Origin of the sequence: Salinibacterium sp. ZJ450 (genome assembly GCF_011751885.2) — a bacterium.
In the GTDB taxonomy this organism is placed as follows: Bacteria; Actinomycetota; Actinomycetes; order Actinomycetales; family Microbacteriaceae; genus Ruicaihuangia.
Genome location: NZ_CP061771.1, coordinates 392,416 through 408,823, shown reverse-complemented (window position 1 = coordinate 408,823; position 16,408 = coordinate 392,416). Strand labels below are relative to the sequence as shown.

Annotated in this window: 14 protein-coding genes; 5 read left to right on the top strand and 9 right to left on the bottom strand. The window is 67.1% G+C overall.

The features are described from left to right. Window positions 1–66 precede the first annotated feature (66 nt). The 8 genes from HCT51_RS02020 to HCT51_RS01985 all read right to left on the bottom strand — a co-directional run bounded on the left by HCT51_RS02020 (window position 67) and on the right by HCT51_RS01985 (window position 9,551). The gene (locus HCT51_RS02020; RefSeq protein ID WP_166879561.1) at window positions 67–1,362 is read right to left on the bottom strand and encodes a thymidine phosphorylase; all 1,296 of its coding nucleotides are present in this window, start codon (window positions 1,360–1,362) and stop codon (window positions 67–69) included. Further along, window positions 1,362–1,763: a cytidine deaminase gene (locus HCT51_RS02015; RefSeq protein ID WP_166879564.1), complete on the bottom strand. Its 402-nt coding sequence runs from the start codon at window positions 1,761–1,763 to the stop codon at window positions 1,362–1,364. The genes HCT51_RS02020 and HCT51_RS02015 overlap by 1 nt, the downstream gene beginning before the upstream one ends. Beyond that, window positions 1,760–3,040, bottom strand: a complete 1,281-nt coding sequence (locus HCT51_RS02010) for an ABC transporter permease (protein WP_166879568.1) — start codon at window positions 3,038–3,040, stop codon at window positions 1,760–1,762. Before HCT51_RS02010 ends, HCT51_RS02015 begins: the two co-directional genes overlap by 4 nt. Further along, window positions 3,037–4,287, bottom strand: coding sequence for an ABC transporter permease (locus HCT51_RS02005; protein ID WP_166879869.1), 1,251 nt, complete (start codon window positions 4,285–4,287; stop codon window positions 3,037–3,039). Before HCT51_RS02005 ends, HCT51_RS02010 begins: the two co-directional genes overlap by 4 nt. Window positions 4,288–4,352: 65 nt before the next feature. Continuing rightward, window positions 4,353–5,873, bottom strand: a complete 1,521-nt coding sequence (locus tag HCT51_RS02000; protein WP_166879572.1) for an ABC transporter ATP-binding protein — start codon at window positions 5,871–5,873, stop codon at window positions 4,353–4,355. Between the two features lie 93 nt (window positions 5,874–5,966). Further along, window positions 5,967–7,070, bottom strand: a complete 1,104-nt coding sequence (locus HCT51_RS01995) for a BMP family lipoprotein (protein ID WP_224760616.1) — start codon at window positions 7,068–7,070, stop codon at window positions 5,967–5,969. Between the two features lie 158 nt (window positions 7,071–7,228). Next, window positions 7,229–8,302, bottom strand: coding sequence for a BMP family lipoprotein (locus tag HCT51_RS01990; protein ID WP_166879580.1), 1,074 nt, complete (start codon window positions 8,300–8,302; stop codon window positions 7,229–7,231). A 130-nt stretch (window positions 8,303–8,432) separates the two neighbouring features. After that, window positions 8,433–9,551, bottom strand: coding sequence for a mannose-1-phosphate guanylyltransferase (locus HCT51_RS01985; protein WP_166879583.1), 1,119 nt, complete (start codon window positions 9,549–9,551; stop codon window positions 8,433–8,435). Window positions 9,552–9,713: 162 nt separating this feature from the next. Here HCT51_RS01985 and HCT51_RS01980 point away from each other — a divergent pair, with 162 nt between their 5' ends. The 5 genes from HCT51_RS01980 to HCT51_RS01960 all read left to right on the top strand — a co-directional run bounded on the left by HCT51_RS01980 (window position 9,714) and on the right by HCT51_RS01960 (window position 14,673). Then, window positions 9,714–10,841 carry a glycosyltransferase family 4 protein gene (locus tag HCT51_RS01980; protein ID WP_166879587.1) on the top strand — a complete coding sequence of 376 codons (1,128 nt, stop codon included), beginning with the start codon at window positions 9,714–9,716 and terminating at the stop codon, window positions 10,839–10,841. 399 nt (window positions 10,842–11,240) lie between these two features. Beyond that, a complete protein-coding gene (gene sdhC, locus HCT51_RS01975) occupies window positions 11,241–11,678 on the top strand; it encodes a succinate dehydrogenase, cytochrome b556 subunit (RefSeq protein ID WP_224760748.1) in 438 nt (145 codons plus the stop codon). Window positions 11,679–11,690: 12 nt separating this feature from the next. Beyond that, window positions 11,691–12,137 (top strand): succinate dehydrogenase, hydrophobic membrane anchor protein, encoded by a 447-nt coding sequence (sdhD, locus tag HCT51_RS01970; protein WP_166879594.1) that lies wholly within the window; start codon window positions 11,691–11,693, stop codon window positions 12,135–12,137. After that, window positions 12,137–13,924 carry a succinate dehydrogenase flavoprotein subunit gene (gene sdhA, locus HCT51_RS01965; RefSeq protein ID WP_166879598.1) on the top strand — a complete coding sequence of 596 codons (1,788 nt, stop codon included), beginning with the start codon at window positions 12,137–12,139 and terminating at the stop codon, window positions 13,922–13,924. Before sdhD ends, sdhA begins: the two co-directional genes overlap by 1 nt. Before the next feature lie 2 nt (window positions 13,925–13,926). Further along, complete coding sequence (locus HCT51_RS01960; RefSeq protein WP_166879601.1) at window positions 13,927–14,673, top strand: succinate dehydrogenase iron-sulfur subunit; 747 nt, start codon at window positions 13,927–13,929, stop codon at window positions 14,671–14,673. A gap of 77 nt (window positions 14,674–14,750) precedes the next feature. Here HCT51_RS01960 and ptsP read toward each other — a convergent pair whose 3' ends face one another. Continuing rightward, window positions 14,751–16,403, bottom strand: a complete 1,653-nt coding sequence (gene ptsP / locus HCT51_RS01955) for a phosphoenolpyruvate--protein phosphotransferase (RefSeq protein ID WP_191413706.1) — start codon at window positions 16,401–16,403, stop codon at window positions 14,751–14,753. Window positions 16,404–16,408: the final 5 nt, after the last annotated feature.

Below are 16,408 nucleotides of genomic sequence, written 5' to 3'. Positions count from 1 at the left end.
GCAGCAGAGCCGCAGCACGGTGGGAATCAGGATTCCTGAGTTTCAGACGATCGGCGCCCGCACCCGCTACGAGATGCGGTCGACGATCAGCGGGCCGCCATCGTGAACGGATGCCCCGGACTCACCGATCTCGTACGCCGCCTCGAGCGCCTCGAGCGCCCGCGCGAACCGCTCCGGCTCGTCGGCGGAGAGGGTGAACAGCGGCTGCCCCGCGGTGACGGTGTCGCCGGGCTTCGCGTGCAGGTCGATGCCGGCGGCGTGCTGCACCGGGTCCTGCTTGCGGGCGCGGCCGGCGCCGAGCCGCCACGCCGCGATGCCGAACGGCAGGGCCTCCTGGCGCACGAGCACGCCGGAGCGCGGCGCAGTGACGACGTGAGTTTCCCGGGCGACCGGCAGCGCGGCATCCGGGTCCCCGCCCTGCGCGCTGATCATCGCGCGCCAGGTGTCCATCGCCTGACCGTTCTGCAGGGCGGCCTCGACGTCGGCGTCGGGCTGGCCGGCCAGCGCCAGCATCTCGCGGGCGAGCGCGACGGTGAGTTCCACGACATCCGCCGGTCCGGCGCCGGCGAGCACCTCGATGGACTCGCGCACCTCGTTGGCGTTGCCGATGGCAAATCCGAGTGGCACGTTCATGTTCGTGAGCAGCGCGGTGGTGGCGACGCCGGCGTCCTTGCCGAGCTGCACCATGGTCTCGGCCAGCTTGCGGGACTGCTCGATGTCCTTGAGGAACGCGCCGGAGCCGAACTTGACGTCGAGCACCAGCGCGGCGGTGCCCTCGGCGATCTTCTTCGACATGATCGACGACGCGATCAGCGGGATCGCCTCCACCGTTCCGGTGATGTCGCGCAGCGCGTAGAGCTTCTTGTCCGCGGGGGCGAGCCCCTCGCCGGCGGCGCAGATAACTGCGCCGACGATCTCCAGCTGGTCGAAGAACTCCTCGTTCGACAGGTCGGCGCGCCAGCCCGGGATCGACTCCAGCTTGTCCAGGGTGCCGCCGGTGTGGCCGAGTCCGCGGCCGGAGAGCTGCGGGACGGCGACGCCGAAGGACGCGACGAGCGGTGCGAGCGGCAGCGTGATCTTGTCGCCCACTCCCCCGGTCGAGTGCTTGTCCGTGGTGCGCTTGGACAGCGCGTCGAACTTCATGGTCTCGCCGCTGGCGATCATCGCCAGGGTCAGGTCGCGGATCTCGCTGCGCTCCATGCCGTTCAGGAAGATCGCCATGGTCATGGCGCTCATCTGCTCGTCGGCGACGTAACCGCGGGTGTACGCGTCCACCAGCCAGTTGACCTGCTCGGTCGACAGGATGCCGCGGTCGCGCTTGGTGCGGATCAGGTCGACGACGTCGAAGGCTTCGATGGCCATCAGCGGTATTCCTCCAGTGTGCGGGGCCCGAACGCGTCGGGCAGTACCTCGTCGATGGTCTTGATGCCCGACACCGTCTGCAGCAGCATGCCCGAGCTCGAGTGCTCGAACAGCAGCTGCCGGCAGCGGCCGCACGGCATCAGCGTGTTGCCGTGCCCGTCGACGCAGGTGAAGGCGACAAGCTTGCCGCCGCCCGACATGAACAGGTCAGACACCAGGCTGCACTCGGCGCACAGCGTGACCCCGTACGAGGCGTTCTCGATGTTGCAACCCGAGACGATTCGGCCGTCGTCGACGAGCGCGGCGGCCCCGACCGGGAATGCCGAGTACGGCGCGTACGCCTTCTGCATGGCGGCGGTGGCGGCGGTGCGCAGGGCCTCCCAGTCGATGGCGGCGGTCATGACTTGATGTACGGCTTGCCGTCGGCCGCGGGCGCCCGCGAGATGCCGACCAGCCCGGCGACCGCGAAGATCGTGACCACGTACGGCAGCATCAGCATGAACTCGCTCGGCACCGGCGAGCCGATCACGCCGAGCACGTTCTGCAGGTTGGTGGCGAAGCCGAACAGCAGGGCGGCAAGCGTCGCCTTGATCGGATGCCACTGGCCGAAGATCACGGCGGCGAGGGCGATGAAGCCGAGGCCCGCCGTCATCTCCTTGTTGAAGGCGCCGACCGAGCCGAGGGTGAAGAATGCGCCGCCGAAGCCGGCGATCGCGCCGCCCAGCGACACGTTCCAGAACCGGGTGGCGTTCACCTTGATGCCGACCGTGTCGGCCGCGGTGGGGTGCTCGCCGACGGCTCGCATCCGGAGTCCCCACCGGGTGCGGAACATCGCGAAGGTGATCAAGGCGACCGCGATGTACATGGAGTACACGATGATCGTCTGCTGGAACAGCACCGGCCCGATGATCGGGATCTCCGACAGCACCGGGATCGGCAGGCGCTCAAACCGCGGCGGCGTGTTCAGCAGCGCGGTGTTCTCGGACAGCACCTGCGAGAACAGGAAGCTAGTGAGACCGATGACCAGCACGTTCAACACGACACCGACGATCACCTGGTCGACGAAGTACTTGATCGCGAAGGCTGCGAGCACAAACGACACCAGCACACCGGCGACGGCGGCCGCGGCGAGTCCCAGGTAGGGATTGCCGGTGACCGACGCGACCAAGGCGGAGCTGAACGCGCCGCCGAGCAGCTGGCCCTCGATGGCGATGTTCACGACACCGACGCGCTCGCTGATCACGCCGGCCATGGCACCGAAGACGAGGGGCACGCTGAGACTCACCGTGCCGGCCAGCAGTCCGGGGATCGGGATGGTTGCCCCGGCGCCTGCCCAGGTGAGGAACGCGAGCATGAACACGATCGCGAAGAGGATCGGCACCCACAGCGGGACTTTGCGTCCGCCCGCGACGACCCAGCTCGCGTACCCGGTGAACAGGGCCAGGACCAGCACCGCCGCGATGACGGTGGGCAGCACCGGCAACACGATGTCGGGCAGCTGGATCACGTCGTTCAGCGTGGAGATCCGGAATGTGCTCTGCGTGGCATCCGTCGGGATCAGAACGAAGGCCAGCGAGATGAGCGTGAAGATGCCGAGCGCGATTGGGGTGCGCCAGCTGGTGATCGTCGTGGTTTCGAGACCTGCGATCCTCTGCGGCACTGCTGCGGTTGTGCTCACTTTGCAGTCACCTCCTTGGTGACGAGACGGCGCTCGTGACGGCTCAGGGCGCTCGGGGTGGGCAACCGGAAGATCGCTCTCACCAGCGGTGGGGCGGCGATGAAGAGCACGATCAGCGACTGGACGACGAGCACGATGTCGATCGGCACGCCCTCGGCCGCCTGCATCGAGAATCCGCCGGCCTTGAACGCGCCGAACAGCACGCCGGCGACGAAGATCCCGATCGGCCGGGACCGGCCGAGCAGCGCGACCGTGATGGCGTCGAAACCGATGCCGGCGTCGATGCCCTGGCTGAACCCGGTGGTCACCGTGCCGAGCATCTGGCTGACACCGGCAAGCCCGGCGAGGCCGCCCGAGAGCAGCATTGCCCAGATGTAGACGCCCTTCACGTTGATGCCGGCGACCTTCGCCGCCCGCGGGTTCTCACCCACGGCGCGGAACTGGAAGCCCAGGTTCGACCGGTTCAGCAGCCACCAGATGAACGCCGTCGCGCCGATCACGACGATGAACCCCCAGTGCAGGTTGAACTGGGGGCCGAGCAGTTCGGGGAAGATTGCGGTGTCCTGCATGGCCGCGGTCTTGGGATTGCTCGATCCGGGCGCCTGCAGCAGGCCCTGCGTGCGCAGCATGTATGCCAGCAGGTAGAGGGCGATGAAGTTCATCATGATGGTCACGATGACCTCATGGGCACCGGTCTGCGCCTTCAGCACACCGACGATGCCGCCCCAGATTGCGCCGGCGATGAGTCCGGCGAGCACGGCGAGGATGAGGTGCAGTACCGGCGGGAACGACATGTACGCCCCGACGTAGCCGGCGGCAGCGGCTGCCATCAGCATCTGCCCGCGCGCACCGATGTTGAACATGCCCACCCGGAAGGCGAGACCGACTCCGAGGCCTGCCGCGATGAGCGGGGTCGCGAAGGTCAGTGTCTCGGTCAACGGACGGATGCCGGCGGCGAAGCCGTCGACCCGGAAGTTGAAGATCGAGCCCTGGAACAGGGCACCGTATGCGCCAAAGACCGAACTCCCGATCGCGCCGAGCATGTCGGTCGGGCGGGAGAAGAAGTAGACCGAGGTCTCTTGCACTCGTTCGTCGGTGATCGCGATCAGGATCGCTCCGGCGAGCAGCGCGAGCACGACCGCCAGGATGGAGATCATGAAGCTGCCGCCGACGATGTCACGCAGCGCTTGCTGCCAGCGGGACTCCGGCTCGGCCTCGACACTTCGGTCTTCGACCCGGGCGATCATGGTGTCGGGTTCCGTGTGAACGATGCGGTTCTCCGGCGGAGTGGTCATCGGGTCGCGGTCGTCGCTCATGCTGCTTCTCCCGTACCAGTAGTAGTTTCGCCGGCCATCATGAGCCCGAGCACGTCGCGCGGGGTACCGGCCGGGACGATGCCGACGATCGCACCGCGGTACATCACCGCGATCCGGTCGGCGAGTGCCTCGACCTCGTCGAGCTCGGTGGACACCACGATGACGGGGACGCCGGCGTCGCGGGCCTCGATGATGCGGGTGTGCACGAACTCGATCGATCCAACGTCGAGGCCGCGGGTCGGCTGCGCCGCGATGAACAATTCCAGCTCCCGGCTGAGCTCGCGGGCGAGCACAACCTTCTGCTGGTTGCCGCCGGAGAGTCTGCCGGCGTGGGTGAGGATGCTTTGGGTCCGGATGTCGAATTCCTCGACCTTCTCCCTGGCGAAGTCGTCGCGGAGCTTCAGCTGCAGGTTGCCGCCCTTGACGAACGGAACCCCGTTGCTGCGGTCGAGCATCAGGTTCTCGGCGATGGTGAACTCCGCCACGAGGCCATCCTCGGTGCGGTCCTCGGGGACGAATCCGACGCCAGAGTCGAGGATGCGGCGCACGCCGTGTCCGACCAGCTCCGACCCGTTGAGCATGATGCTGCCGGTGACGTGCTGTTGCAGTCCGACGAGCGCCTCGGTGAGCTCGGTCTGCCCGTTGCCTTGCACACCGGCGACGACGAGCACCTCGCCGCCGCGCACCTCGAAGCTGACGTTGTTCACCACGAGTTGCCCGAGCGGGTTGACCACGGTGAGCCCATCGACGACGACACCCTTGTCGCGGACGACCGGCGGGTTCTTCTCGATCATCAGCTCGACCGGGCGGCCGACCATGAGCGAGGCGAGCTCGGCGTTCGTCGCCGTCGGGGATGCCTCGCCGACGACCTTGCCGAGTCGGATCACGGTGATGCGGTCGGCGACCTCGCGTACCTCGCGCAGCTTGTGCGTGATGAAGACGATCGAGGTGCCGCTCGCCTTGAGCTGACGCATGATCGCGATGAGCTCGTCGGTTTCCTGCGGGGTAAGCACGGCGGTCGGCTCGTCGAAGACCAACAGTTTCGCGTCCCGGGAGAGCGCCTTGATGATCTCCACTCGCTGCTGCACACCGACCGGAAGATCCTCGACGAGGGCATCCGGGTCGAGATCGAAGCCGAATCGTGCGGAGATTTCGCGCACCTTCGCGCGGGCTCCGTCCAGATCGAGGATGCCGCCGGTCTTGACCGATTCGTTGCCGAGCATGACGTTCTCGGCAACCGTGAACACGGGGATCAGCATGAAGTGCTGATGAACCATGCCGATGCCGGCGTTCATGGCATCGCCCGGCCCGGCGAAGTGCTGCACCTCATCACCCAGGAGGATCTCGCCTTCATCGGCTCGATACAGGCCGTACAGCACGTTCATGAGGGTGGACTTGCCTGCACCGTTCTCACCGAGCAGAGCATGGATCTCACCCGCCTCAACAGTGAGGTCAATGTGGTCGTTAGCGACCAAGGCACCGAATCGTTTCGTGATGCCGCGAAGTTCGAGCTTCATGGTTCCTGATTCTAGGGGTCGGTGGGTCGTTGAGGCGGGTATTAGAACGGGGAGGCCAGCAGTGCTGACCTCCCCGCTAGTGGTGAAGCTGGATTACTCGGCCAGGTAGGAAGTGACCTTGATCTCGCCGGAGATGATGGCCTCCTTCAGCGCCTGCACCTCGGCATCGAGCTCGGCCGGCACGCGGTCTGCCCAGTCGTGGTAGTCGGCGATGCTGACGCCCTCGTTCTCCAGGGTGCCGACGTACGGCGAGTTGTCGAAGTTGCCTTCGCCCGCCATGGTGACGGCTTCCTCGACCGAGACATCCATGCCCTTGCGGATCGAGGTCAGCAGCAGGTCGCCGATCTCGGGGGCGGACACGTACTGGTCGGCGTCGACGCCGATCATGGCGATCTCACGGCCGGAGTCGCGGATGGCGGCAGCGGCGCTCTGGTAGATCGGGCCGCCGACGGGCAGCAGCACGTCGATGTTCTGGCCGATCAGCGAGTTCGCGGCGTTCAACGCCTCGGTGCCGGCCGCGAAGCCACCGGTGAAGGTGCCGGTCTCGGCGGCGCTGTCCCACCCGAAGACCTTGACGTCGGTGCCCTTGACCTCGTTGTAGTGGGCGACGCCCTGCGCGAAACCGTCCATGAAGATGGTGACGGTCGGGAACTGCATGCCACCGAAGGTGCCGACGGCGCCGGTCTTCGAGACGCCAGCGGCGAGGTAGCCGGCGAGGAACGCGGCCTGCGCGGTGTCGTAGACCAGCGGCTTGATGTTCTCGAAGTCGGTGGTGCCATCGAAGTCGAGGTCGACCGCGTCGTCGATCGAGACGTACTCGACCTCCGAGTTGGCCTCAGCAGACTCGGCTGCGGCTTCAGCCAGCGCGAAGCCGACGGTGACGATCAGGTTGCAGCCTTCGGCCACGAGGTTGGTGAGGTTCGAGGCGTAGTCGGTCTCGGCTGCCGACTCGACTTCTTTGTACTCGACGCCCAGGCCGTCCGCCGCGGCCTGCAGGCCTTCGAAACCGAGCTGGTTAAACGACTTGTCGTCGAATCCACCCGCGTCGGAAACCATGCAGGGCAGGAAGTCGTTCGACGCGGCGCCGTCGCCGTCTCCGCTGTCTTCGGGTGCTGCTGCACAGCCGGAGAGCACGAGTGCGCTCGTGCCGAGCAGTGCGAGGCCGCTGAGGGCGGACTTGCGCGTTGTGATTCTCAAGGTGTCCTCCAAGGAAAGCCCGGCCATCGCCGGGATTGATGGCTTCAACTTATCGAATGTTGCACGGGATGACGGCAAACGAGGGCCGCGAGGGGAGAACAGTTACAATTCCGCGACTTAGCCGAAACATTCGCAGAACATTTCGGCTGGTCCGCCGCCTATTTTGGAGTGGCCGGCGAGGTGACCGTGATGGTGCCGTCGATGATGTCGGCGCGCAGTTGGTCGATCTCGGCGGCCAGCTCAGCGGAGACCAGCGGGGCCCGATCGTGGAACGGGGCGATATCGACGCCGCCGTTCTCGAGCGTGCCAATGAAGGGTTCGTTGCTGAAGTCGCCCTCGATGTCCTTGCCCACGATCTCGACCACCGCGTCCTGCGTGTTCTTCAGGATGCTGGTGAGCACGATCGGTCGGAAATCTTCGGGCAGCGTCTCGTAGCCGTCGTTGTCGACCCAGATCAGCGAGGCATTGCCGCGCTCCAGGATCGCCGCGGCGGCGCCTTCGCCGACCTGTCCGGCCACCGGCAGGATCACGTCTGCTCCCTGGTCGAGCATGCCCTCGGTCGTGGTCTTGCCCAGGCTGGTGTTCTCGAAGTCGCCGGTGAACGCGCCGTTCTGCGTTGCCTTGTCCCAGCCGATCACGGCCACGGCGGTGCCGTGCACGTCGTTGTAGTGGGCCACGCCGTCGACGTAGCCGTCCATGAACAGCGTCACCGGAGGCTGGTTGCCGCCGCCGAACGTGCCGACGATACCGGTCTGGCTGACGCCGGCCGCAAGGTAACCGGCCAGGAACGCCGCCTGCGCAGTGTCGAAGACGATGGGCTTGATGTTCTCGCCATCGACGAACTCGTCGACGATTGCGAAGTGGATGTCGGGGTTCTGCCCGGCAGCCTCGGACGTGGCATCCGTCAATTCGAAGCCGACCGTGAGCACGAACTGGCAGCCGGTCTCGACCGCCTGCTGCACATTGGGGGCCAGGTCGGTCTCGGTCTGCGACACGATGGCGTCGACTTCGATGCCGTACTCGTCCGCGGCGCGTTCGAGGCCTTCCCAGCTGGACTGGTTGAACGACCGGTCTTCGAGACCACCCGAGTTCGTCACCATCCGGGCGCAGTAGTCCGTGTTGGCGGTGTCGTCGGTTCCGGTGCCCTCGTCGGGGGCGGCGGCGCAGCCGGCTAGGAGGAGGGCCGACGCGGCGAAGAGGATGACGGGGCGTGCACTGCTGCGAATGGTCATGGTGATGCGAACTCCCGGGGCGACTGATGAGGGTTTTGGGCGTTAGTCAACCGTCCCCACAGTGCTGACGGCAACCGGGCAACCGCTTACGGACGTTGCGATTGGGTCACGGACACGCAGAGCAAATCGCTCAGAGCACGTCGTTGCGACCGGACAGCTTGAGCGCGTCGACCACGGCCTTCACCCGCTGTGCGTTCGCGCTGGTGGTCACCAGCAGCGCATCCGGGGTGTCGACCACGACGATGTCGTTGACGCCGATCAGCGAGATGAGCCGGCCGGTCTGGCTGACGACGACGCCGCTGGATGCGTCGGCGAGCACGCGGGCGTTCTCGCCGAGGATCGCGAGATCCGACTTGCGACCGCCGGAGTGCAGCTTGGCGAGCGAGGCGAAGTCGCCCACGTCATCCCAGTCGAAATCGCCGGGGATGACCGCGAGCTTGCCCTCGGCTGCGGCGGGCTCGGCAACCGTGTAGTCGATGGCGATCTTCTTCAGCCCCGGCCAGACCTTGTCGACCACGGCACCGCGGCGCGGGGTGTCCCAGGCCTCGGCGAGCTCGAGCAGGCCGGCCAGCAGCTCCGGCTCTGACCTGCCCAGCTGTTCGAGCAGCACGCTCGCCCGGCTGATGAACATGCCGCCGTTCCATAGGTAGTCGCCGCTCGCGACGTACTCCTGGGCGGTCTCCAGATCGGGCTTCTCGACGAACGAGTCGACCTCGACCGCGGATGCCGCGCCGTCGATCTGAAGCGGGGCGCCGCAGTGGATGTAGCCGAATCCGATCGCCGGTTCGGTCGGGGTGATGCCGATCGTGGCGATGTACCCGGCATCGGCCGCGGCGATGGCCTCGATCGCCGCGCGACGGAACCCGCGGGTGTCGCGGATCACGTGGTCAGCGGCGAACGAGCCGATGATCACACCCGGTTCCCGTTTCTCCAGGATCGCGGCGGCGAGCCCGATCGCGGCGCTGGAGTCGCGCGGTTCGCTCTCGAGCACGACGTTCTGGTCGGCGAGGGCCGGAATCTGCTTCTCCACGGCGGCGCGGTGGGCGCGCCCGGTGACCACCATGATGCGCTGCTCCCCCGACAGCGGGCCGAGACGGTCCCAGGTGTCGCGCACCAGGCTCTGCCCCGACCCGGTGAGGTCGTGCAGGAACTTGGGGGCGTCGGCCCGTGACAGCGGCCACAGCCGGGAGCCGATGCCGCCGGCGGGGATAACACTGTAGAAACGGTCGAGTCCGGGCGCGTCGGTCATGGGCTCCAGCCTATCCAGTTGATCCTGCACGCCCGCCCGTGCTCCGGCGATTGCGGGTGAGAACCGTCGCCCACTGCACCACGGCCGTTCAAGTGGGGTTCACCCGGCTGTCACCCTGGCTCGGAATCGTGAGTGGCGAAGCCGAGTGGATCGAGGAACGCAATGCGCGTGGTCGTCGTCAGCGAAAGTTTTCTCCCCACCCTCAATGGCGTGACCACGAGTGTGCGCAAGGTGCTCGATCACCTGCAGGCCGAAGGGCACGAGGCGATCGTGATCGTCCCCGCAGCGGGCGCCCCCGCCTCGTACGCCGGCTTCCCCGTGCACGAGGTCCCGGCGATCGCCTACCGCCAGTTCCCGGTGGGACTGCCGAGCGTGCACGTGCAACGACTGATCGCCGACTTCGCCCCAGACGTCATCCACGCCGCATCACCGTTCCTGCTGGGTGCGCAGGCGATCGCCGCGGGTCGGCGTCTCGGCATCCCGTCTGTGGCAATTTTCCAGACGGATGTCGCCGGCTACGCCCGCCGCAACAAACTGGCCGCCGCCACCAAGTTCGCCTGGCGAGTGGTGCGCTGGATCCACGACGGCGCCGACCTGACCCTCGCCCCCTCGACGTCGTCGATGGCCGACCTCGAGCGCGCCGGCGTTCCCCGACTCTCCCGCTGGGGACGCGGGGTGGATGTCGCCACCTACCACCCGAACAACCGGCTCGACGCCGACACCATCCAGTTGCGCGACCAGCTCGCCCCGCACGGCGAGGTCGTGATCGGCTACGTCGGCCGGTTCGCCCCAGAGAAGCAGATCGAACGGCTGCGCACGCTGCGCGGCCTACCCGGGGTGCGCCTGGCGCTCGTCGGAGACGGCCCGTCGATGCCGTCGGTGCGACGCGCCCTCGCCGGAATGCCGGTCAGCTACCTCGGACCGCTCGGCGGCCGCCAGCTCGCTGCCGCATACGCGAGCTTCGACCTGTTCGTGCACACCGGCACCGAGGAGACCTTCGGCCAGACCATCCAGGAGGCCCACGCCAGCGGCATCCCGGTGATCGCGCCGCGCGCCGGTGGCCCGATCGACCTGGTTGACTCCGGCTGGACCGGCTTCCTGTTCGACCCGGACGACGACCGGATGCTGCGCAGCCAGGTGGAGACCCTGGTTCAGGATGAGGCCATGCGTGCCCGGATGGGCGAGGCCGGTCGCCGTGGCGTGCTGGGCAAGACGTGGGCGTCCGTCTGCGGCGAACTGGTCGGCCATTACGAGTCCGTCGTCGCGCGCAAGGCCGTGCGCGTTTCCTGAGCGCGGGCCCGCCCACCAAGGGGGTGCCTGCGCCCGAGGGTGGGCCTGCCCTCAGGCGCGAGCGCGCCGTTTTCGGCCGAGCGCTGGCGCCGCGGCGGGCTCGCTCGGCCGGTAACGCCGCGCCCACGTCGGAATGCCTGCGCTGCGGACGCGAGCGCCGCAGAAACCTCCGAACGCCGCTGATATGGCGGCGGCGCTCGACAGAAAGTACGGCGCTCACCGGTACCACCGCCGCCACCCACCTGGTTTGCCCACGGGTCGAGCAAGTATCTTGACGTCGAGCTAGTTAGGGCGACCTAAGCAGCACGGGTCGGACGGCGACAATAGACTAGTCAGCGTTCGATGATCGAACGAAGGCTGGTCGCACTGCATCGCGGCCACGACAAGGAGGGTTCCCTCGTGCCAGAATCGGCCGAAGCCCTGGCGGCATCGCCCGGGCGCTCCGTACCTAAGATCTCGCCTCCGCGACGCCCAGCCGGTACTCTCTACCGCGGCCGCGAAGGCATGTGGTCCTGGGTCCTGCACCGCATCACCGGTGTGGCGATCTTCTTCTTCCTGCTGGTGCACGTGCTCGACACGGCGCTCGTGCGGGTGAGCCCAGAGGCGTACAACGCCGTCATCGGCACCTACCAGACCCCGCTCATGGGTCTCGGCGAGGTTGGCCTGGTTGGCGCGATCGTGTTCCACGCCTTCAACGGCCTGCGCATCATCCTGATCGATTTCTGGGCGGGTGGCACTAAGTACCACCGCGTCATGTTCTGGGTCGTCATCGCCCTCTGGGTGATCACGATGCTGAGCTTCACGCCGCGCCACCTGATCAACGTCTTCAGCCACTAAGGGAGGGCCGACATGTCAACCGCAATCGAAACTCCCCGTTCCGCTCGCCCGGCACGCCGTAAGGGCGTGAACTGGGAAAAGTGGGGCTGGCTCTACATGCGCGTCTCCGGCGTGGTGCTGGTCGTGCTGATCTTCGGCCACCTGTTCGTCAACCTGATGGTCGGCGACGGCGTCAAGGCCATCGACTTCGCCTTCGTCGGCGGCAAGCTCTCCGACCCGTTCTGGAAGGTGTGGGACACGCTGCTGCTGTGGCTCGCGCTCATTCACGGCGCCAACGGCATGCGCACCATCATCAACGACTACACGCGCAACGAGACGGTGCGCCGCATCCTCGTCTGGGCTGTCGCCGCGTCGGCCATCGTGCTGATCATCCTCGGCACCCTCGTCATTTACACCTTCGACCCCTGCCCGGCTGGCCAGCCGGCCGACCTGCTGCCTAGCTTCTGTGGAGATCTTTAATGCCTGAATTCGAAGACGGATCGATCGTCGACGGGGTTCACTACCACCAATTCGACATCGTCATCGTGGGCGCCGGCGGTGCCGGCATGCGCGCCGCCATCGAGGCAGGGCCTCAGGCAAAGACCGCAGTGATCTCGAAGCTGTACCCCACCCGCTCGCACACTGGTGCGGCGCAGGGCGGCATGGCTGCGGCGCTCGCCAACGTCGAGGAAGACAGCTGGGAATGGCACACCTTCGACACCGTCAAGGGCGGCGACTACCTGGTTGACCAGGATGCCGCGGAGATCCTGGCGAAGGAAGCCATCGACGCCGTTCTCGACCTGGAGAACATGGGCCTGCCGTTCAACCGCACGCCGGACGGCAAGATCGACCAGCGCCGCTTCGGCGGGCACACCGCCGATCATGGCAAGACCCCGGTGCGCCGGGCCTGCTACGCCGCCGACCGCACGGGTCACATGATCCTGCAGACCCTGTACCAGAACTGCGTCAAGCACGGCATCAACTTCTTCAACGAGTACTACGTGCTCGACCTGGTGATGAACGACGACAAGCCCGCCGGCGTGGTCGCCTACGAGCTGTCCACCGGAACGATCCACGTCTTCCAGGCCAAGGCCGTGATCTTCGCGACCGGCGGCTTCGGAAAGATCTTCAAGACCACCTCGAACGCGCACACCTTGACCGGTGACGGAGTCGGCATCATCTGGCGCAAGGGCCTCCCGCTGGAGGACATGGAGTTCTTCCAGTTCCACCCGACCGGCCTCGCCGGTCTCGGCATCCTGCTCACCGAGGGCGCCCGCGGTGAGGGCGCGATCCTGCGTAACGCCAGCGGCGAGCGGTTCATGGAGCGGTACGCGCCGACCATCAAGGACCTCGCTCCCCGTGACATCGTCGCGCGCTGCATGGTGCAGGAGGTCGCGGAGGGACGCGGCGCCGGCCCCAACAAGGACTACGTCTACCTCGACTGCACCCACCTGGGCGCCGAGGTGCTCGAGACGAAGCTTCCGGACATCACCGAGTTCGCTCGCACCTACCTGGGTGTCGACCCGGTGACCGAGCCGGTTCCCGTGATGCCGACCGCGCACTACGCGATGGGCGGCATCCCGACCAACGTCAACGCAGAGGTGCTCAGCGACAACACCACCGTGGTGCCCGGTCTCTACGCCGCCGGTGAATGCGCCTGCGTCTCGGTGCACGGCTCCAACCGCCTCGGCACCAACTCGCTGCTCGACATCAACGTGTTCGGCAAGCGCGCCGGCAACAACGCCGTCGAGTACGTGCGCACCGCCGACTGGGTGGAACTGCCCGAAGACCCCTCGCGCGACGTGCGAGAGTGGCTGCAGCGGATGCGCGACTCCACCGGAACCGAGCGCGTCGCCGTGCTGCGCAAGGAACTGCAGGACTCGATGGACCGCAATGCTCAGGTGTTCCGCACCGACGAGTCGCTGGCCGAGGTCACCGATGTCATCCACAACCTGCGCGAGCGTTACCAGCACGTGTCGGTGCAGGACAAGGGCCAGCGGTTCAACACCGACCTGCTCGAGGCCGTCGAACTCGGCTTCCTGCTCGACCTTGCCGAGGTCGTCGTGTTCTCGGCGCGCAACCGGCTGGAATCGCGCGGCGGTCACATGCGGGATGACTACCCCAACCGTGACGACGAGAATTACATGAAGCACACCATGGCCTACCTGACCGGCGACCGACGGTCGGCGGATGCCGGTGACCACATTCGTCTTGACTGGAAGCCCGTGGTGATCACCCGCTACCAGCCCATGGAAAGGAAGTACTAGTCGTGAGCGAAGTAGCAGCAGAGGCACCCGTGGAGGCGATCCAGTCCTTCACGGTCACCCTGATCATCCGCCGGTTCGATCCGGAGAATGACACCGAGCCGCGCTGGGTCGACTACGACGTGGAGATGTACCCCACCGACCGCATCCTCGACGCCCTGCACAAGATCAAGTGGGACATCGACGGCTCGCTGTCGTTCCGCCGCTCCTGTGCGCACGGCATCTGCGGCTCCGACGCCATGCGCATCAACGGCCGCAACCGGCTCGCCTGCAAGACGCTGATCAAGGACCTCGACATCTCGCAGCCGATCTACGTCGAGGCGATCAAGGGCCTGCCGCTGGAGAAGGACCTGATCGTCGACATGGAGCCGTTCTTCGAGTCCTACCGCGCGATCCAGCCGTTCCTGCAGGCTTCCTCGAAGCCCGAGAAGGAGCGCATCCAGTCGGTGGCGCAGCGCGCCGCGTTCGATGACACCACCAAGTGCATCCTGTGCGCGGCGTGCACCTCGAGCTGCCCGGTGTTCTGGACCGACGGCCAGTACTTTGGCCCGGCGGCGATCGTGAACGCGCACCGCTTCATCTTCGACTCGCGCGATGAAGAGGCCAAGGTTCGCCTCGACATCCTCGACGACAAAGAGGGCGTGTGGCGCTGCCGCACCACGTTCAACTGCACCGAGGCGTGCCCGCGCGGCATCCAGGTGACCCAGGCCATCGCCGAGGTCAAGCAGGCCATGCTGAAGAACAAGGCGTAAGCCCCTCGTTCACAGAAATAGGGCCGGATCCCCTCGGGGATCCGGCCCTATTTTCATGCGCGACAGGGCAGGGCGGGTTAACCGGATGCCGCGGCGGTGCGCGCTCCGGCTGCCGTGCTGGCCCCCAGCGCGGCGGCTGCCCGGGCGGTGGCCTGCTCGAGGGTGACGGTCGCCAGTTCCGCGCGCACGTCGGCGAGCGCGGCCGGTGTCATCGACAGCGTGGTCACTCCCAGACCCACCAGCACCACCGCAAGCTGCGGGTCGGCGGCGGCCTCACCGCAGACACCGACGGGCTTGTTCGCAGCGTTGCCGGCATCCCCGAGCATCTTGATCAGCCGCAGCACAGACGGATGCCACGGATCCTGATAGCTCGCCACGCTGCCGAGCATCCGGTCGGCCGCGAGCGTGTACTGGGTGAGGTCGTTGGTGCCGATGCTGACGAAGTCGGCCACGGCGAGCACCTGGTCGGCGAGCACTGCGAGGCTCGGCACCTCGGCCATCACACCGACGGTGTTCAGCCCCAGCTCACGGCCCAGCCGCACGAAGTACTCGGTCTCCTCGGCGTCGGAGACCATGGGGGCCATCACCCACAGGTCGGCGTCGGTGGCATCCTGTGCCCCCTTGAGCGCGGTGAGCTGGTCGCGCAGGATCTGTTCCTTCACGCGCAGCACCCGCAGCCCGCGCAGGCCGAGCGCCGGGTTCTCCTCGTGCGCGTCGGTGAGGAACGCGAGCGGCTTGTCAGCTCCGGCGTCGAGCGCTCGAACCACCACTTTCTTGCCGGGGAAGGCCTGCAGCAGCGTGGTGTAGCTCGCCTGCTGGCTCTCGACGCTCGGCGCTGTCTGCGCGCCGAGGAACAGGAACTCGGTGCGGAACAGGCCGACGCCCTCCGCCCCCAGCTCCACGGCGCCGGGCGCCTCGTCGGGGTTGCCGAGGTTGACCAGCAAGGGAACCGAGGTGCCGTCGGCGAGCGCGCCGTTCGTGATCGGGGCGCTGATCGCGGCGGCCCGCTCCTCGATCCGGTGCTGCGCGTCGGCGATCTGGTCGCTGCTCGGATCGACGATGACCGCACCGGTGCTGGCATCGACGATCACCATGGTGCCATCGGCGAGATCGAGCGCGCCGGCAACGCCCACGATTGCCGGGATCGACTTGGCCCTGGCGAGGATCGCGGTGTGACTGGTCGGACCACCGTCGCGGGTGACCAAGGCGAGCACTTTGTTGAGGTCGAGCAGCGCAGTGTCGGCGGGGGCCAGGTCGGCGGCGACCAGCACGAACGGCACGTCGCTTTCGGGCACACCGGGCGCGGGCACGCCGCGCAGGTGCGCGATGGTGCGCTGCGCGACATCCCCCAGATCGGTGGCGCGCTCTGCCATGTAACCACCCAGGTCGGTCAGCATCTTCTGAAAGGTGTGGAACGCGTCGAACACGGCGCGCTCCCCCGTCGACCCGTCATTGATGCGGGTGCTGATGTCTTCGGTGAGCATGGGGTCCTGCGCCATTTGCGCGGCAGCATCCAACACCTCTTGCGCCGGGCCGCCGGCCTTGACGCCGCGCGCGGTCAGGTCTGCCGCGACGGCGGCCAGCGCGGCGGTCACCGCATCGTTTTCCTCGGCCGCGTCTCCGTTGTGCTCTGCTACCGGCGGTTCGGGAATCGGGTCAGGCATCCGGAGCACGGTCCCTACGGCCACTGCGCGTCCGACTCCGACACCGTGCAGCTCGTGCAGGTCCATGGTTG

What these genes read in the sequence shown, in the direction of transcription:
- HCT51_RS01985 (WP_166879583.1), bottom strand. Translation starts at nt 9,551, where the DNA reads ATGACCGACGCGCCCGGACTCGACCGTTTCTACAGTGTTATCCCCGCC.
- ptsP (WP_191413706.1), bottom strand. Translation starts at nt 16,403, where the DNA reads ATGGACCTGCACGAGCTGCACGGTGTCGGAGTCGGACGCGCAGTGGCC.
- HCT51_RS01980 (WP_166879587.1), top strand. Translation starts at nt 9,714, where the DNA reads ATGCGCGTGGTCGTCGTCAGCGAAAGTTTTCTCCCCACCCTCAATGGC.
- HCT51_RS02015 (WP_166879564.1), bottom strand. Translation starts at nt 1,763, where the DNA reads ATGACCGCCGCCATCGACTGGGAGGCCCTGCGCACCGCCGCCACCGCC.
- HCT51_RS02005 (WP_166879869.1), bottom strand. Translation starts at nt 4,287, where the DNA reads ATGATCGCCCGGGTCGAAGACCGAAGTGTCGAGGCCGAGCCGGAGTCC.
- sdhD (WP_166879594.1), top strand. Translation starts at nt 11,691, where the DNA reads ATGTCAACCGCAATCGAAACTCCCCGTTCCGCTCGCCCGGCACGCCGT.
- sdhA (WP_166879598.1), top strand. Translation starts at nt 12,137, where the DNA reads ATGCCTGAATTCGAAGACGGATCGATCGTCGACGGGGTTCACTACCAC.
- HCT51_RS02000 (WP_166879572.1), bottom strand. Translation starts at nt 5,873, where the DNA reads ATGAAGCTCGAACTTCGCGGCATCACGAAACGATTCGGTGCCTTGGTC.
- HCT51_RS01990 (WP_166879580.1), bottom strand. Translation starts at nt 8,302, where the DNA reads ATGACCATTCGCAGCAGTGCACGCCCCGTCATCCTCTTCGCCGCGTCG.
- HCT51_RS02020 (WP_166879561.1), bottom strand. Translation starts at nt 1,362, where the DNA reads ATGGCCATCGAAGCCTTCGACGTCGTCGACCTGATCCGCACCAAGCGC.